Raw genomic sequence first — 1351 nt, 5'->3', positions numbered from 1 at the left:
TGGATGTAAGCTGATTCCTGAGACAACTTTTAAGAGAGGGTATAATGAATAAATCATCTCTCAAAAGGAAGGAATTTTTACATGCCAACTCGTTACGACAAAGAATTCAAACAAAACATTATCAACCTATATAAGCAAGGCGAATCAGCTGCCCAACTGGCCAGAGAATATGGCATTGGCTATTCAACAGTTCATAAGTGGATCCAGGGCCAGGCCAAAACTCAATCCGGTAAATCGCCAGACGAAATCAAAGCGATGGAAAAGCGACTGGCTTCGCTGTCTGAGGAGAACGAAATCCTAAAAAAAGCCCTGGGCTTCCTTGCGCAGAAGTAACCAATATCTTTGATTACATTCACCAAGAAAGCCATCACCACCAGGTAACCAAGATGTGCCGAATCCTCGGTGTTTCCAGAGCTCAGTATTATCGTTATCGATCCCCCAAACCTTCAAAACGCCGGGCCGAAGATGCGGGCTTGAAACAACGGATTCTGCGGATCTTTGCGGAATTTAAGCAGCGATACGGTGTTATGAAGATCCACCATGAATTGAATCTGGAACTTCAACCACTGCAGCTTCGGTGCAGTCCACGACGGATTTCCTGGCTCATGAAGGAACTGGATATCCACTCCGTTACCGTCAATAAGTGGAAAGCGGCTTCGGCTTCCAAAACCAAGGTTGAACAGCGTCCCAACTTGCTTAAGCAGGATTTCTCGACCACTGGTTTAAATCAAAAATGGACCGCTGATATGACCTATATTCAAACGAAGCGTCATGGCTGGTGTTACTTATCAACCATCATGGACCTGCACTCACGACGGATTATCGGCTATTCGTTCTCAAAAAAGATGGCTACTGATTTAGTCTTAAAGACCCTTGAAAGCGCGGTTAAAAATCGAACCATTACTGGGGACCTGATTATCCATACGGATTTAGGATCACAGTATACCAGCGATGATTACAATCAACGTTTAACTGAGCTACATATCCGCCACGCATACAGCCGTAAGGGTTGTCCGTATGATAATGCGCCAATGGAATCCTTTCACGCTTCCCTCAAAAAGGAATGTGTTTATCCAGTGCCGGTCTTTGAAGATTATGAAACTGCCGCTGCCGTCCTTTTTGAATAGGTGCATGCTTTCTACAATAGGAAGAGAATTCATAGTTCACTGGGCTACCAGACCCCCTTACAAGTTGAAATTGCAACACTTACGAGCCAAATGGCCGCCTGATTTAATGCTTTCCAGGGTTCAAATAAGTTATTAATCGCGATTAATGATTTATTTGAGCTGTGGAAGGTAAACGCGGTTCTGAATGTCTCTTAAAATCTGTCTCAAATATTGACTTCAATCCA

General features: G+C 43.9%; 2 protein-coding genes. Both read left to right on the top strand.

Annotated elements, in window-relative coordinates; translation table 11 throughout:
- Window positions 1-81: 81 nt before the first annotated feature.
- Window positions 82-333, top strand: a complete 252-nt coding sequence (locus FFM78_RS14125; RefSeq protein ID WP_002816285.1) for an IS3 family transposase — start codon at window positions 82-84, stop codon at window positions 331-333.
- Between the two features lie 5 nt (window positions 334-338).
- Window positions 339-1127 (top strand): IS3 family transposase, encoded by a 789-nt coding sequence (locus FFM78_RS13625; RefSeq protein WP_306438934.1) that lies wholly within the window; start codon window positions 339-341, stop codon window positions 1125-1127.
- Window positions 1128-1351 lie beyond the last annotated feature (224 nt).

The organism is Loigolactobacillus binensis, assembly GCF_005405165.1.
Lineage (GTDB): Bacteria > Bacillota > Bacilli > Lactobacillales > Lactobacillaceae > Loigolactobacillus > Loigolactobacillus binensis.
Note: the sequence above shows the minus strand (reverse complement) of the source record. Positions and strands in the feature narration are given on the sequence as shown.